Source organism: Pseudomonas orientalis (genome assembly GCF_022807995.1).
In the GTDB taxonomy this organism is placed as follows: Bacteria; Pseudomonadota; Gammaproteobacteria; order Pseudomonadales; family Pseudomonadaceae; genus Aquipseudomonas; species Aquipseudomonas orientalis_B.
Map to the genome: position 1 here is coordinate 3,836,430 of NZ_CP094351.1, position 14,652 is coordinate 3,851,081.

Sequence of the window (14,652 nt, forward strand, 5' to 3'; positions counted from 1 at the left end):
GGCTGGACGACATTTGAACAGTGATACTCCGCCTCCCGATTTGTAAGAATCGTGAAATAGTGAATTCAACTCCAAACCCACTTAACGCCAACAACAAACTTACAAACCATGAGCAAGCATTAAATATGACCAATATTAACAGCCAGATCGAAGCGCTCGCCTTCTTTACCAGCATAAACACTAGACTTGGCGGCATTGCCCTATCATATCTGGCCACACTGGAGAAAATCTCTGAGGTTTCAAGTACGAATTGGTCTAATAACGAGCTGGACAGATATGAACTGAAGCAGCGAATGAAAGAGGTCGGCAGTGCAACATATCAATTTTACGAATCCCTACATGAAAATTCTATTATGGCGCTATCCAAAGCTATCGAGGATATAACCATTGAGCTGAAGAGATACGTAAAATTTAAGTTCGACCCCATAAAAAACAATCACGATGTAATATACCTTAAGGACTTACAAATTATCAGGGCCTTAGCTAATATTATCAAACATAACATAAGTCAACTAGAAAGGAACACTTCTGAATCTGCAAAATTTTTAGTTGATGAGTGCGCCATGGAAAATGATAGGGAGCTACGCACCTTTATTCATAAAAGACATGAATCATTTAACATTCCAGAGCACATCCCTAAAGTTTATCTCGCAATGCTAGACCTGGTAAAAAAAGCCTTGAGAGTGAATCACCCACTCCTAGACCTAGAATACAATGAGGCTTTTAACCTGATATACATACAACTTTTACCTGAGGTTCTAAACATCACGAGACCCTATAAATAAGGCGAACATCAAACTGCCAACTTCCAGAAATTACAAATAGACTATCTTTTTACTGAACCCGGCAGTTCACGAACGACAGTTTGGGACGATAGCGGCCAAAGACGAAGAGTAAAATTGGGGTCACACCACCACTCAGAATAATGACAGTCGGCCCCCGGTATTCGGAAGCACGACCGCTTATCGCCAAGCAGACACGAAGGAAAACCAATGTCCGCCGAAATCGAAAAATACCTGCAGATCAATGCCGAGATCGAGCGAACCTACAAACAAGCGCTGCGCAGCAAACGCGAACAAAGTCGAGCAGGCAAGGATGCGCGACTGGACAGGGCTTACTTCTGGTTCGCCCTGGTCGGGCCGTCAATTCTGGCCATACCGCTGACCATTATTGGCAAATGGACCCACGCGTACTGGCTGTACAACGTAAGCGCGGGACTGATCGCGCTATCTTACCTGGCAATGTTTTTCTATCCGCTGCTGGGGGTGTTGCTCTACCGCGACTCGCTGAAAAAAGTGTTCACCGCGCCCTTCGCCAATCTGCTGGACTTGAACGTCAAAACCATGATGCAGGTAGAGGCCCGTTATTTACCGGAACTGGCAACCCTCTCGCGCGAGACGCTGAAGCTGGGTGCGCTGGAACTGAAAAGCGAGCGCGACAGCCTGGAAAAGCGCACGCATATGGTGACGGGCGCGCTGGAGAAGGTCGGCATTCTCCCGGGCTTGTTGGCGCTCATCGTCGCCCTTTCCAGCCTGAACGATATATTGGTCAGGGTCGGCATTGCCGAGCGTACGGAGTTGTTATTGGCGTTAGCGGCGACCAATACCTTTTTCTTCGTCATGTGCTGCTATGCGCAATTCATGATTGTGCGCTACGAGCGCATGATCGCCCTTACCGAGCTGGCCGTGGACTGCAAGGATCGGCAAACAACTTGAGCGTTGCCTTGAGTTGGGGCCCTGATGGCGGAAAAAAACGGCATCAGGGCCGTCATACTTTCAGCCCTTCAACTCGCCGGCACGATTGCTCGCCGCATCATCGTAAGCCACGTACAACGACTCGGCGATCTGGCTTTTGATGGCCCTGGTGGACTCCAGGCCCAGCACGAACCCTTCGGCCTTGCCGCCGGCGCGGTTGAGTTCTTCGTGGGTGGACGCGCCGGTGATGGCGTCGAGGAGTTTGACGGCGTGCGGGCCTACGCCTTTGGGCAGGGAGATCTGGTCGATGGACATGGCGGTACCTTTAAGAATGAGGTCGGTAGCGCGTATAACCACTGCCGGGGCGAGCATGGTAAACCGGCTGGCGAAGAAAGGGGCTGCTTTCGGCCCCTTCAATGCACAAGCGAAGTGTCACGACGGGCAATCACATCGCGTCAGACTTGCACATTCACCCCCTGCCCCCCACGCCGCTCAAACATCGCCCGCTCCGTCTCCTCCGTCGCCCGCTCCCCCTTGTACGCCAACTGAGTCACCAAAAACCGGTCCTTGATGTCCGTCAGATCCGACGGGTCATAGGTTCTGAGCAACGGCGCCAGGTCGATGGAGTTGGCGAAGTTTTCGTTGGTCAGGCTGTAGTAGCCCATGACACTGCCGGACCAGGGCGAGCTGGCGTCCATCATGTCGATGGTGGCGTTGCGGTAAGTCACGGCGGCGGATTTCAGGTCGGCAGAGCCGTTGAGCAGATCGGTGAGGCGCTGAATATTCGCTTCGCTTAGCTGACCGGCCTTGTCGAGCACTTTCAGGCGGCCGTCGGTTTCGACGGTAAAACCGTAATCGGTTCCGGCCAGGTCGGGGGCGGTGCTGGCCAACGATGATTCGAATGTGGTGAAGGCGCTTTTCAGCACGGCTTGTGCACCATTGAAACGTTCGGCAAAGCGAGGAAACTCAGGCGATTCGGAGCGGCCGACCCAGGTGTCGATGACCTGCACGGGTTCGCGCAGGGTTTGGGCGGCTTCGCTCGGATGGTAGACGGCCGCCGGGCCGGCGTTTGCCAAGGCCTGGCCGGCGGCCTCGGACGGCGTCTGGGGCGTGAGTGTCTGCTCGGAAGGCGCAAGGCGCGTGTTGGCGGGAGCTATATGGGCAGCGCTGACGGAAAATGCCATTTCTATCGGTCCATGATTGGCGGGCTCATGGAGGTTATCGACGCGAAAGGCCCGATCTTTAGGCGCGCTCGGGCGCGCAAGCCTTACTCTTGCACACTGCGTATCAGCGTGCCGAACAGGTTCCCACGCGGCATTTTGTCCAGGGGGATGTCGGCATCCTCGAACCACGCCTGCCCTGCCTCCGGGTGAGGACCGCTGAGCACCACCACGCCCTTTTTATAGGTGTAACGCGCGGCCGCCACGTCGCCGTTCTGGTAGGTCGCCAGGGTGGTATACGCGGAGGTCGAAGTGGCTTTGGGGAAGTACGGGCCATCCTGGTAAAACACCGTATCCGGCTTGCCGTCCCAGGTGACGCGCACGGCGGCGTCTTCGATGCCGCTCACTTCAAAGCCTGGCCGGCCTGCTTCGCTGTCGAGGTCCTGGGTAATCAAGCCGAGGTTGTTGTCATCGGCCAGGTAAGCGCCCATGCACAACCCCAGGTAGCGCCCGCCCCTGGCGACGTAATCGCGGATGGCATCGGCGCGCGCATCGCCCAGGCTGTCCAGCGCGGCCGGGATGTCCTGGCCGCCCCCCGGTTGAACGTAGAGGTCGTAGCGTGCGAGGGTTTGCGGGGTGATGTCGACCGGTTCATCGGCGCCGACAAAATCGATCTGGTAATGCGGGTCCAGGCGCAGCAGCGCCGCCTTGACGTTTTGCGAACAGTCGGCACAACCTGCCGGGCCTCGATAGATCGCCACATGGGTAATCGGCGTGGCGGCGTGCGCCTGGGCGGCGGCGAAGACCAGAAGCATGGCGGTGATAGCGTGCAGGTTCATGGGAATGCGCTCTGTAGCAGATGGGATTCGCGTACCACAGCCTAAATCGAATAGCCCGCGAAAACCGTTAACAGTTGTAAACAACCGCCGTTGAAAGGCCCCTTACCCAGCCGCCTGCGACAACGGCCGCGCCACCTGTTCCAGGGCCTTGCGCTCAGCCGCCACGCCCCAGATCGCCTGCACCACCGCGGCGATGAGCATCAGCGCCGCGCCGATCAGGTAACCGATCAACAGGCTGCTACGCTGCTGCGTCTGGATCAATTCGCCAAACAACGTCGGCCCGATGATCCCGCCCAGCCCCGTGCCGAACGCGTAGAACACCGCAATCGCCAGCGCGCGTATCTCCAGGGGAAACGTCTCGGCCACGGTCAGGTACGCCGAGCTCGCCGCTGCCGAGGCGAAGAAGAAAATCACCATCCACGCGATGGCTTGCTGGGTCACATCGAACCAGCCTTGCTGGAAAGCGTAGCCGCTGAGCGCGAGCAATACGCCGGAGGTGGCGTAGGTAAAGCTGATCATCACGCGTCGGCCGATCACGTCGAACAGGCGGCCGAGCAGCAGCGGCCCGCAGAAGTTGCCGAGGGCCAGAGGCAGCACGTACCAGCCGACACGCTCGGCGGGTACCTGATAGAAGTCGGTGAGCACCAACGCGTAGGTGAAAAAGATCGCGTTGTAGAAGAATGCCTGGGCGGTGAGCAGGGTCATGCCGACCAGGGCGCGGCGGCGAAAGCTGACGAACAGGGTGTGGAAGATTTCGGCCAATGGCGTGTGGTCGCGGGCGTGCAGGCGCAGCGGCGGGCTGGTGACGGGTGCCAGCGCATGGCCCTGTGCGCGCAGGCGCGCTTCGATGCCGTCGACGATGCGCTGTGCTTCGGCGTGCCGGCCGTGGATCAGCAACCAGCGCGGGCTTTCCGGCAACCACAGGCGCATCACCAGGATAAGCAGGCCCAACGCGGCACCGATGCCGAAGCACAGGCGCCAGCCAAGGTCGCCGCCGACGATCTGCGGGTCGAGCAGCACAATGGCGCCGCCGGCACCGAGGGCGGCGCCCAGCCAGAAGGTGCCGTTGATGGTGAGGTCGACCCAGCCGCGATAACGCGCCGGGGTGAATTCCTGGATGGTCGAGTTGATCGCCGTGTATTCGCCGCCGATGCCCATGCCGGTGAGGAAGCGGAACAGCAGAAAGCTTTCCAGGTTGAAGGAAAACGCCGTGGCGGCGGTGGCGCCCACATAGAGCCACAGGGTGATGAAGAACAGTTTGCGCCGGCCCAGGCGGTCGGTGAGCCAACCGAACAACAGCGCACCCAGCACCGCGCCGGCGATGTAGACGCCACCGGCGAGGCCGATGTCGACGTTGCTGAAGTTCAGGCCCGTGCTGCTTTTCAGCGCGCCGGACACCGAACCGGCCAGGGTCACTTCCAGGCCGTCGAGCAGCCAGGTGATACCCAGGGCGAACACCAGCAAGGTGTGGAAGCGGCCCCAGGGCAATCGGTCCAGGCGTGCGGGCAGGTCGGTTTCGAACAGCGCGCCAGGGGTATTTGAGTGTGGTTGGGTCATTGTCACATCCGTCATGTGCAGTGCCTCGTCAGTTATGAGTGAATCTGTTGAGAGGGAGTTCAACGCCGTTGCGCTGAACGAAGGGGCGGTTGGCGCAGTCGCACTATCAGACCCCGGCAAGGAACCCACTGATGCCCCTGAACCCTGCTGCTTTCGCGATGCTGTTGACCCTGGCCGCCGGTACGGCGCTCGCCTCCCAGGAACCGCTGCGCCTGGAGCAACTGAAACGCTGCGGTGACCTGCTGGAAAACCAGCAGCAGGACTGGTGCCTGCGCGTGCGCGGCATGGGCGACGCCACCGCGCACGTGAAACTGGGCGGCAAGGTGCTGGCGCAGGACGTCGTGCAGCGCGACGGCGATCAACTGCGCCTGCGCCTCGATAGCCGCCGCTACCAAAGCGGCCCGCTGTGGCTCGAAGACGGCCCGCGCACCAGCAACGCCGCCTGGTTGAGCCTGCGCAATAGCCAGGTGGTGGCCGCCGGGCCCGGCGAAGTGGCGAAGAACATGGACGGCCTGACCACTTATGTGGATCTGGTCAGCGTGCTGATCGAAGAAGACCAGGATGGCCGCCAGGAAGCCGAGCGCCTGGCGCGCAAGTACGGGGCGAAGGTGGTGGGCAGTATTGCGCCGCTGAATGTCTTTCAACTGCGCCTGCCGGCCACCGACCTGATACAGCGCGACGCCCTGGTGCTGCGCCTGGGCAGCGAGACAGGCGTGGACGCGGTGGTCATCGAGGAGTCCGCCGCCGAAGAAGCCGAGCACGCCGCCCCTCGCCGTGAAGCGCCGAAGAAGCCGTCACCGGACTCCGATGAATGGGCCGCCAACCGCTTTCTCGATGCGGTGGCCTATTACCAGCGGCGCATCCCGGGGCAGCACACGCCCATCGTGGCGCAACCAGTGCGCATTGGGGTGATCGAGCGCGGCGTGGATTTCGACACGGCGGATTTCGCCGACTACCTGGGCGCCTGCGCGCCCCGGCGCACGTGCGTCTACGCTGGCGATACAGGTTCAGCGGACAGCCATGGCACCACCGTGGCCGGCATCCTCGCGGCAGGCTGGAACAACGGCGGCAACACCGGCTTTCTGCGTGGCCTGGACAAGGCCGGCGGAGGCTTTGATGTGATCGTCGAGCGCAACTCCGATGCCGGAATTACCGCAAACATCGCCGCGTCAGTCAACCTCGTGGAGGACGGCGTGCGCGTACTCAACTGGAGCTGGGGCATTCATCGCGTCGGCACCAAGGACGTCAACGGCCAGGATGTCGACTCGCTGGTGCGCTCAGGCATAGCCATGAGCGGCTACGAAGAACTGCTCGAAGAATTCTTCCTGTGGCTGCGCAAGGAGCACCCCGATGTGATTGTGGTGAACTCCGCCGGTAACGGTTCGGCCTTCTCGGGCAGCGACGAGTACCGCCTGCCCTCCTCGTTCATCACCGAGCAGTTGCTGGTGGTGGGTGGGCACCAGCGCAACGAGCGCGACGACGTCGCCGTCGATGACCCAGCCTACGCCGTCACGCGCAGCTCCTCGAACGTGGACATGCGCGTCGACATCACCGCCGCCGCCTGCGCGCACGCTTCAACGCCGGGCGCCGACCAGGAAGGCGCCGTGCATTGCGGCACCTCCTACGCCACGCCGATGGTCGCGGGCCTGCTGGCGGCGATGCTGTCGATCAACCCGCAGCTGCAGCCCGAACAGCTGCGCATGCTGTTGCGCCGCAGCGCCCTGGCGATCGGCGATAACCATGACTTCGAACGCAGCGACGCCCAGGACCTCACGGCACCGATCCTGCCGTCGGAGCGCAATTACCAGCTCAATGACAATGATGTCGGGCGTTCGGCGCGGTTGGATATGCAAAAGGCGCTGGACCTGGCAGTGCAGAGTCGTTCGCGGGTGCGGTAAGGCTCGCAGCCAAGGCTACCGCGCAGCATGCCCCAGGCACCTCAACGCCGCTGAATCTTCACACTGGCAAACGTCGATTCTTCCCGTGCCTGCTCCAGCATGTTCTTGGGTTTGGCCGGAGCCCCCTGTTTGGTCACCGGGCGCGGCGTAATCGGCAGGCGCAGGCGCATGTCCGAGCGTTCGTCACTGGGCGCCACGCCGAAGAAATCCCGATAGCACTTGGAAAAGTGCGGCGTGGACACGAAGCCGCAGATCGCCGCGAGTTCGACCATCGATATCGGCGTCTGCATGAGCAACTGGCGCGCCCGGGTCAGGCGCAGCTTGAGGTAGTAGCGCGACGGCGTGCAGTACAGATAGCGCTGGAACATGCGCTCCAGCTGGCGCCGCGATACCTGTACGTAGGCGGCCAGTTCATCGAGGTCGATGGGTTCTTCCAGGTTGGCTTCCATCAGGGCCACCACTTCCTGCAGCTTGGGCTGTTGCGTACCCAGCAGGTGCTTGAGGGGTACGCGCTGGGTGTCGCGCTCATTGCGGATGCGCTCGTACACGAACATCTGGGAAATCGCCGCCGCCAGTTCATGCCCGTGATCGCGGCCGATCAGGTGCAGCATCATGTCCAACGGCGCGGTGCCGCCGGAACTGGTGAAGCGGTTGCCATCGAGGCAGAACACGCTGGCGCTGACCGTGACCCGGGGAAAGGCTTCCTGCAGGGAGGCCATCAGTTCCCAATGCACGCTGCACTGGAAGCCATCGAGCAGGCCCCCCCTGGCCAGCGCCCAACTGCCGGTGCACACCGCGCCAAGGCGGTTGCAGTACAGACGCGCCTGGTTGCGCAACCAGGTGATGTGCGCAGGCGTGGCGGCCTGCTGGATGCCCACGCCGCCACACACGATCACGGCATCCAGGTCACGCTGTTCATGCGCCACCGCATCCGGTGTGACCGACACGCCATCGCTCGCCCACACCGGCTCACCGTTAAGGCTGAGGGTTCGCCAGCGATAGAGTTCTTCGCCGGCCAATTGATTGGCCATGCGCAAGGGTTCGACCGCGCAGGAAAGCGATATCAGGGTGAATTGGTCCAGCAGCAGAAAGCCGAGGGTCTTGCAGGCCGGCGCGTCAGCTTCCATCACCCGTACTCCCTGCGCGTGATCACGAGGGCTCAACCACAACGGCCTTGGCCGAGGGCCCATGCTGACGCGCCGTGACCACGCCAATCAAGGAGATCACCAGGGCCAGGCCAATCGTCGAGGACACTTCGGTGCGGTGTTCCGGCGTCACCATCATCACGGCCAACGCTGCGCAGATGAACACAATCACTAGGTAAGTCAGCCAGGGGAACAGCCACATACGAAAGGCCAGCTCGACGTTCTGCCTGAGCAGCAACCGGCGCATGCGCAGTTGCGAGATGGCGATGACCAGGTACACCAGCAACGCGATGGCGCCGGAACTGGCGAGCAGAAACTGGAACAGGCCGGCGGGCATGAAGTAGCTCAGTAGCGTCACCCCTGCGCCGATGATGGTGCTGGCAATCACCGCCGCCCTGGGCACGCCCGCCGCAGAGGTGCGTTTAAGCGCAGGGGGCGCGTCGCCGCGTTTACCCAGGGAGAACAGCATGCGCGAAGAGATGTAGATCGAGGAGTTCATGCAACTGGCGACGGCGATCAACACCACCACGTCGACCATGAATTTGGCGTTGGGGATGTTCATCAGCTCCAGCGCGCGTTGATAGGAGCCCACGGACGCCAGCAACGGGTCGTTCCAGGGCACCACGGAAATGACGACAAAGATCGACAACAGGTAGAACACGCCGATGCGCCAGATTACCGAACGCGTGGCCCTGGCGATGTTCTGTGCCGGGTTGCTCGATTCGGCCGCAGCGATGGTCACGGCCTCCGTACCGATAAAGCTGAACATGATGGTGATGAACGCCCCGACCACCGCCGACAGACCGTTGGGCGCAAAACCGCCGTGCTCTTCCATCAACCGGCTCAAGCCACTGGCTTCGTGATCTGGCATCCAGCCCATCAGCACGCCGAAACCCAGGCCGATAAAGCCGATAATGGCGATGACCTTGGCCATTGCGAACCAGAACTCGAATTCACCGTACTTCGCTACGCTGAACAGGTTGGTGATCACCAGCAGGATGATCGACAACAAAGCGAACAGCCACGCATCGACCTGGGGAAACCACTGATGGAGCACGTGACCTGCCGCCAGCGCCTCGATCGGAATCACCAACACCCAGAACCACCAGTACAACCAGCCGATGGTAAAGCCCGCCCAGCGGCCGATGGCCTGGTCGGCGTAGGTCGAAAAGGAACCGGTGTCCGGGCGCGCTACCGCCATTTCCCCGAGCATGCGCATCACCAGCACCACCAGCAGGCCGGAGAACAGATACGCCAGCAACACCGCCGGCCCCGCCGCCGCGATGGCGTGGCCGGAACCGACAAACAACCCCGCGCCGATAATGCCTGCGATGGACAACATGGTGACGTGACGCGGCTTGAAACCCTGCGCCAGCTGACCGTTGGAATCGTTGGAATTGAGGCTATTCATTGTTTTTGTTGTTCTCGGGCGATCAATGCCCCCACCTTACGGGCGCAGGACAAAGCCCAAGTAGCCTGAGCGCGGCATGACTATGTCTGATCTCGACATTTGCACCTACAGGCCGTGTGGGTTTAGCCGCCGATTAATTGACCATCTGCCAGAATGACGCCCCTACTCCGGTGATGCTTTCCCCCGCAATCAAGCCGGCCGCTGCAGTAATTGCGAAGCGCTCCGTCACACTGGGCCAACGACAGCTGACCCACCAGGTCAGCACCGCGCCCAAGGCCATCATCAGCGAAATGGATGCCGGTAATACAAACGCCAGCCCCAGGGCGGCGGCGCTTGGCAGGTAGCGGCTGCGATGGGCAGGCAAGGTGCTGTCGAGCACACCCAGCACCACGCCGATCAAGCCCGCGATGCCGATGGCCCAGCGGATGCTCGGTGACAATGAGTCCAGCCCGTGGGTCAGGGTTTGCGCTACGGCTTTCCAGGTGGCGACGGCCGGGGCCGGCCATTGTTCGGTGAGGAGCATGGTCTGTGGGTCGGGAATCAGCGCCAGGTAGGCGAATACGCCGACAATACTGCCGACAAAAATCCCCAGGATCTGCGCGATGACTTGCTTGTGGGGCGTGGCGCCAATTGCCTTGCCGACCTTGAAGTCATTCATCAAGTCCGTGCACTGCCCGGCCGAGCCGCCGGCGGTGTTGGCGCTCATCAGGTTGATCGGTACCTGGCCCGGCGCGACGATGCCGAAACTCAGTTGGGACAATTGCCCGATCGCGCCAATCGGCGGAATGCCGGTGGCGCCCACCACGCGTGCGGCCACGGCGGCCAGGCAGATGGCCAGGGGGATGGTGAGCAGTGCCATCCACAGGTTGATGCCGAACAGCGACGCCTGCAGGCTCACGACCAGGATGATCGCCAGGGCAAACCCGGCCGCCGGGCCGGGCTTTGGCAGGGTCCAGGGCGTGCCTCCGTCCGCCCGGGTGGTTCGGTGCAACGCCCACAAGCGAATTGCCAACGATGCCAGGGTGGAACACACCATCAGGCTTACGCCCGGCCACAACAGCCATTCCACCAGCGCGGCGAATTGCGGGCCGCTGCTGCCCGGGGCAACATTTACCAGCCCGTGCGCCAACAGCCAGGGCCCCAGCCCGCCCCAGGCCAGCAAAGCGCCAAGCAGCAGTGTCAGGCCCACGCGGATGCCGATGATGCCGCCAAAACCGAGCAGCAACAGCGAGGGGTCCGTGGTGAATGTCAGGCGTTCGAGCTGGGCCGTCGGCGACCAGCGTGGGAACGCCCACAGGAAGGTATCCACCCACTTGACCCAACCCGACAGCAACGCGGCGCCGAGCAGCACTTTCAAGCGCGTCGCCGCTTCGCGACCGTGGTTGTAGATGTGCAGCAGGGTTTCCAGGGTCGCCATGCCTTCGGGAAACTTCAGCGCCTTGTCATTGAGCAATGAGGGCCGCAGGTACCACGCGATCCAGATCCCCAGGAAGCTCACGGAAAACACCCAGGCGATCATCGGGATCGCCTCCAGCTGGTTGCCCGTGAGCAAGGTATAGGCCGGGATGGGCGCGACCAGCCCGCCGGAAATGATCGACGCGGCGGCCGAGGCGACGGTCTGGTTGATATTGCTTTCATGCAGCGTCCACGGCAAGGGCGCTGCAGAGCGTTTGGCCAGGCCCTGCCAGATCGCGTAGCCGATCAACAACGCGATGATCGACATGTTGAACGACCAGCCGATCTTGAGGCCGGCGTACACATTGGACGGTGTGAGCAGGATACCGAGCAGGATGCCGGTGATGACCGCTCGCAGGCTGAGTTCACGTTGTACGGGGGTGGTTGCCGAGGTGGGGTGCATGCAGATTCCTTTCGACGGAAAACAGTGCCACCTCATAAGTGAGCGCTGGAAGGCTCGAAGGTTCATCGAAGCCCTGATGCCAGCCAGTTAAGCGAACGAAATGCTCGAAGCAGCGAAGGTCAAATGTGGGAGGGGGCTTGCCCCCGATAGCGGTGGGTCAACCAACATCACTGTTTGCTGGGCCGACGTCTTCGGGGGCAAGCCCCCTCCCACAATGAATCTGCATCCAGTCTTCAACAGTTCATTCCCGCACGGCTATTTAGCGAACGCGTACTCGCCGCCCTGCTCCACCGCCTTGCGATAAGCCGGCCGCTGCTGGAGCTTGTCCACCCACGCCGCGAGGTTCGTATAGGCCTGCAACTTGCCCTGGGCCTTGGCTATCTCACCGATAAAGCTCATCTGAATATCAGCACCGGTCAGCTCGTCACCCACCAGGTACGGCGTTTGCCCGAGTACGTCATTGAGGTAGCCAAGGTAGTTGGCCAGCTCCGATTCAATGCGCGGGTGCAGCGGCGCGCCGGCTTCACCCAGGCGACCGACGTAGAGGTTGAGCATCAGCGGCAGCATGGCCGAGCCCTCGGCAAAATGCAGCCATTGCACGTATTGATCATAGGTGGCGCTGGCCGGATCGGGTTGCAGTCGGCCGTTGCCGTGGCGGCGAATCAGGTAGTCGATAATGGCAGCCGACTCAATCAGTACGCGGGACCCGTCCTCGATCACCGGCGATTTACCCAACGGATGAATCGCCTTGAGCTCGGGTGGCGCGAGGTTGGTTTTCGGGTCGCGCTGGTAGCGCTTGATCTGGTAAGGCAGGCCCAGTTCTTCCAGCAGCCAGAGGATGCGCTGGGAGCGCGAGTTGTTGAGGTGGTGGACGGTAATCATAGGGGGGCAGCTCCGTTGGGGTTAAGGAGAAGACTGCACGACGACGATGGAGTGCCCTAAATTCGCGTCATCCCAATCGAAACCGCGCCGTGTTATCGCTCAACGCCCGGCTGCCCTGGCTGAGGCTGTCAGCCGCCTGATTGACCGCCCGGGCGCCGTCGAGCAGGCGCCCGGCCGCCTGGTCGACCTGCTGGATATTGCCGCTCACCTCGTCCGCCGTCGCTGCCTGTTCCTCCACGGCGGCGGCGATGTGCGCCAGGGTGTCGGTGACGTGCTGCACGGCACCGGCAATTTCCCCCAGGCGCGCACCCAGGCCGGTGACGGATTCGGCATCGGTGAGCGCCTGCTCGCAGGCGGCGCCCATCAGGCTGACGGCCTGGCTGACCGTGGCGCGCAGGCTGTCCACCGTGCCGGCGATCTGTGCGGTGGAGGCCTGGGTGCGTTGCGACAGGCTGCGCACTTCATCGGCGACCACCGCAAAGCCTCGGCCTTGCTCGCCGGCGCGGGCGGCTTCGATGGCGGCGTTGAGGGCCAGCAGGTTGGTCTGTTCGGCAATGCCGCGAATGGTGTCGACCACCGATTGAATCTGCTGGCCCTGCTGGCTGACCTGTTCCAGGGCATTGGCAGTGTCAGTCAGGCGCTGGTTGAGCTGCTGGATACTGGCCGTGGTGCGCTGGCTGTCGCGGCTGCTGTCTTCGGCGATACGCCGGGTGTGCTGGGCGCTGTCAGCAGCCTGCTCGCAGCTTCTGGCGACGCCCAGGGAGGTAGCGGCCAACTGGGTGGCGGCGGCGGCGATCTGGCTGATCTGGTGCCGCTGGTCTTCGACGTCGGTAAGGGTGCTGCCCGATTGCGCGCTGAGGATGAGCACGGTGGCGCCCAGTTGCTGGGTTTCATGATTGACCCCGAGCAGGCTGGTACGCAGTTGCACCACGGCAACGTTGAGCGCCGTGCTGATGGCGGCCAGTTCATCACGCCCCTGCACCGCCACTTCGACGCGCAGGTTACCGTCACGCAGGGATTCGGCGAGGGTGGTAATGCCGCTCGCGCTGCGACGGATCGAAGCTTGCAGGCAGATGAACAGGTACAGCGCCGCCAGCGCCAGCAGGCTGAACGTCGCCGCCACCGGGATGAAGTGCTGCAAGGATCGCTCGCGGTAGTAACTCAAGCGTGCATCGAGCGAATGCAGCGACTGGCTGCGCAACGCGCCCAACGCCGCGAGCATGGCGTCGACACTTTGATCGAACGCGGCGCTGTCGAGCTTGATGGTGCCGCCGAACACGCCGTCGTCCAGGGTTTTGAGTTCGCTGTCCAGGCGTTGCAGGCTGGTGTCGTATTGCTCGGTCCAGGGTTCAAGGCCGGAGTATTGCTTGGCCTTCAGCGCCGTGGCGGCCTTGACCAACTGATCCCGCGCATCGCCGATGCGGCCGCGCAGGTCACGCATCTGCAAGCGGCTTTGCAGGGTGAACTGGCCCGAGGCAATCGAGGATTGGCCGACGCTGGCCGTGCGGCCGATACGCTCGATCAGGTCCGGTGTGTGCTGGCTGGAAATCTGCATCAGCAGGTAGGTTTCCAGCCAGGGATCGAGGATCAGGCCGGTGTCCAGAGTGATCTGTTCGCGCAGCGATTGCATGGCGGTCAGGGCGGCGGTGAAACGGTCATAGCCATCCGGCCACCAGCCGACGGTGCGCAGGGCCTGGGTGTCCATGCCCTTGACCGCCGCCTGCAACGTGTCGAAGCGTGCCTGGGTAGCGGCGCTGGCGTGATGGGTCTTGAGGGTGTCACCCAGGGTTTGCAGACCTTGTTGAATCAGCGGACTGCCCGCATCCACCCTGGCCATCGCAGCCTGGGCGGCAGGGGTCGGGGCATGCAGAATATCCAGGGCTTTCCAGCGCGCGGCCAGGTTGCGCTGGGCGCTCAGTTGCGCATCGAGGGAGTCCAGCGCCAACAGTTGGCGCACGCCGGACTGTTCGCTGGTAATCACCGCGAGTTTGTCGTGGTAATCCTGGCCGATCATCCACAGGCTGCCGGCGAGCGGCAGCATGAACAGTAGGAACAGCAGCTGAAACTTACGCGCGAAACCGAACCGCCCCAGCAGACGGATACCGGGTGATAAAAGTCTTTGCATGCCCTACAAACTCCCCTGAACAACCCCATACTTCACAGCCGGGAATGACTAACGGCAAAATGCCATGTCATTGATTAATCTGG

The 14,652-nt window shown here is 61.8% G+C and carries 12 protein-coding genes; 3 read left to right on the forward strand and 9 right to left on the reverse strand.

What is annotated here, in order from left to right; all coding sequences use genetic code 11:
* The first annotated feature begins 125 nt into the window (after window positions 1–125).
* Window positions 126–785: a hypothetical protein gene (locus MRY17_RS17045; RefSeq protein ID WP_057721497.1), complete on the forward strand. Its 660-nt coding sequence runs from the start codon at window positions 126–128 to the stop codon at window positions 783–785.
* 207 nt (window positions 786–992) lie between these two features.
* Window positions 993–1,715, forward strand: a complete 723-nt coding sequence (locus tag MRY17_RS17050; RefSeq protein ID WP_243352548.1) for a DUF1977 domain-containing protein — start codon at window positions 993–995, stop codon at window positions 1,713–1,715.
* A 60-nt stretch (window positions 1,716–1,775) separates the two neighbouring features.
* Here MRY17_RS17050 and MRY17_RS17055 read toward each other — a convergent pair whose 3' ends face one another.
* From MRY17_RS17055 to MRY17_RS17070, 4 genes are all read right to left on the reverse strand, one after another.
* The gene (locus MRY17_RS17055) at window positions 1,776–2,009 is read right to left on the reverse strand and encodes a hypothetical protein (protein ID WP_243352549.1); all 234 of its coding nucleotides are present in this window, start codon (window positions 2,007–2,009) and stop codon (window positions 1,776–1,778) included.
* Between the two features lie 140 nt (window positions 2,010–2,149).
* A complete protein-coding gene (locus tag MRY17_RS17060; RefSeq protein ID WP_243352550.1) occupies window positions 2,150–2,878 on the reverse strand; it encodes a hypothetical protein in 729 nt (242 codons plus the stop codon).
* Window positions 2,879–2,961: 83 nt separating this feature from the next.
* A complete protein-coding gene (locus MRY17_RS17065; protein ID WP_243352551.1) occupies window positions 2,962–3,693 on the reverse strand; it encodes a BPL-N domain-containing protein in 732 nt (243 codons plus the stop codon).
* 102 nt (window positions 3,694–3,795) lie between these two features.
* Entirely contained in the window at window positions 3,796–5,250 is a 1,455-nt protein-coding gene (locus MRY17_RS17070; protein ID WP_124424369.1) for an MFS transporter, read from the reverse strand.
* A gap of 131 nt (window positions 5,251–5,381) precedes the next feature.
* On the opposite strand from MRY17_RS17070, the gene MRY17_RS17075 reads away from it, so the two are divergent.
* A complete protein-coding gene (locus tag MRY17_RS17075) occupies window positions 5,382–7,148 on the forward strand; it encodes a S8/S53 family peptidase (RefSeq protein ID WP_181285147.1) in 1,767 nt (588 codons plus the stop codon).
* A 41-nt stretch (window positions 7,149–7,189) separates the two neighbouring features.
* Here MRY17_RS17075 and MRY17_RS17080 read toward each other — a convergent pair whose 3' ends face one another.
* The 5 genes from MRY17_RS17080 to MRY17_RS17100 all read right to left on the reverse strand — a co-directional run bounded on the left by MRY17_RS17080 (window position 7,190) and on the right by MRY17_RS17100 (window position 14,569).
* Entirely contained in the window at window positions 7,190–8,275 is a 1,086-nt protein-coding gene (locus tag MRY17_RS17080) for a GlxA family transcriptional regulator (RefSeq protein ID WP_243352552.1), read from the reverse strand.
* Window positions 8,276–8,297: 22 nt separating this feature from the next.
* Window positions 8,298–9,704: a GABA permease gene (gene gabP / locus MRY17_RS17085; RefSeq protein WP_181285145.1), complete on the reverse strand. Its 1,407-nt coding sequence runs from the start codon at window positions 9,702–9,704 to the stop codon at window positions 8,298–8,300.
* A 133-nt stretch (window positions 9,705–9,837) separates the two neighbouring features.
* Window positions 9,838–11,562, reverse strand: coding sequence for an OPT family oligopeptide transporter (locus tag MRY17_RS17090; protein WP_181285144.1), 1,725 nt, complete (start codon window positions 11,560–11,562; stop codon window positions 9,838–9,840).
* Between the two features lie 255 nt (window positions 11,563–11,817).
* Entirely contained in the window at window positions 11,818–12,444 is a 627-nt protein-coding gene (locus MRY17_RS17095) for a glutathione S-transferase family protein (RefSeq protein ID WP_181285143.1), read from the reverse strand.
* Window positions 12,445–12,511: 67 nt separating this feature from the next.
* The gene (locus MRY17_RS17100; protein WP_243352553.1) at window positions 12,512–14,569 is read right to left on the reverse strand and encodes a methyl-accepting chemotaxis protein; all 2,058 of its coding nucleotides are present in this window, start codon (window positions 14,567–14,569) and stop codon (window positions 12,512–12,514) included.
* Window positions 14,570–14,652 lie beyond the last annotated feature (83 nt).

Bases quoted from the DNA above. Each gene is read 5' to 3' on its own strand.
- MRY17_RS17055 (WP_243352549.1), bottom strand. From the start codon at position 2,009: ATGTCCATCGACCAGATCTCCCTGCCCAAAGGCGTAGGCCCGCACGCC.
- MRY17_RS17075 (WP_181285147.1), top strand. From the start codon at position 5,382: ATGCCCCTGAACCCTGCTGCTTTCGCGATGCTGTTGACCCTGGCCGCC.
- MRY17_RS17080 (WP_243352552.1), bottom strand. From the start codon at position 8,275: ATGGAAGCTGACGCGCCGGCCTGCAAGACCCTCGGCTTTCTGCTGCTG.
- MRY17_RS17045 (WP_057721497.1), top strand. From the start codon at position 126: ATGACCAATATTAACAGCCAGATCGAAGCGCTCGCCTTCTTTACCAGC.
- MRY17_RS17065 (WP_243352551.1), bottom strand. From the start codon at position 3,693: ATGAACCTGCACGCTATCACCGCCATGCTTCTGGTCTTCGCCGCCGCC.
- MRY17_RS17050 (WP_243352548.1), top strand. From the start codon at position 993: ATGTCCGCCGAAATCGAAAAATACCTGCAGATCAATGCCGAGATCGAG.
- MRY17_RS17090 (WP_181285144.1), bottom strand. From the start codon at position 11,562: ATGCACCCCACCTCGGCAACCACCCCCGTACAACGTGAACTCAGCCTG.
- MRY17_RS17100 (WP_243352553.1), bottom strand. From the start codon at position 14,569: ATGCAAAGACTTTTATCACCCGGTATCCGTCTGCTGGGGCGGTTCGGT.
- MRY17_RS17060 (WP_243352550.1), bottom strand. From the start codon at position 2,878: ATGGCATTTTCCGTCAGCGCTGCCCATATAGCTCCCGCCAACACGCGC.
- MRY17_RS17095 (WP_181285143.1), bottom strand. From the start codon at position 12,444: ATGATTACCGTCCACCACCTCAACAACTCGCGCTCCCAGCGCATCCTC.
- gabP (WP_181285145.1), bottom strand. From the start codon at position 9,704: ATGAATAGCCTCAATTCCAACGATTCCAACGGTCAGCTGGCGCAGGGT.
- MRY17_RS17070 (WP_124424369.1), bottom strand. From the start codon at position 5,250: ATGACCCAACCACACTCAAATACCCCTGGCGCGCTGTTCGAAACCGAC.